Source organism: Parvimonas sp. M20 (assembly GCF_035282425.1).
Lineage (GTDB): Bacteria > Bacillota > Clostridia > Tissierellales > Peptoniphilaceae > Parvimonas.
Map to the genome: position 1 here is coordinate 1 of NZ_JAYKBQ010000224.1, position 256 is coordinate 256.

1 protein-coding gene is annotated in these 256 nt (G+C 56.6%); it reads right to left on the reverse strand.

Features of this window, described 5'->3' with window-relative positions:
- Nucleotides 1–256: ABC transporter permease (locus VJI93_RS09050; protein ID WP_324009366.1), on the reverse strand; the 256-nt coding region annotated here is incomplete at both ends.

The following is a 256-nucleotide window of genomic DNA, read 5'->3' on the forward strand; positions in this document are numbered from 1 at the left end:
GTTCTGAATCACGTTGCCAATCAGTGCGGACTTTGCTCCCCCCATCACATCAGGAACGACGAACATCCCGATGGACGAGACAAATACCAGAATGGAGCCTGTCACGACGCCTGTCTTGGTCATCGGCAGCGTGATGTGCCAGAAAGCCTTCCACGGTGTCGCCCCAAGATCTGCTGCTGCCTCCAGCTTTCTGCGGTCCATCTGCTCCAGCGATACGTAAATCGGCAGCACCATGAACGGGACGAGCGTGTAGACC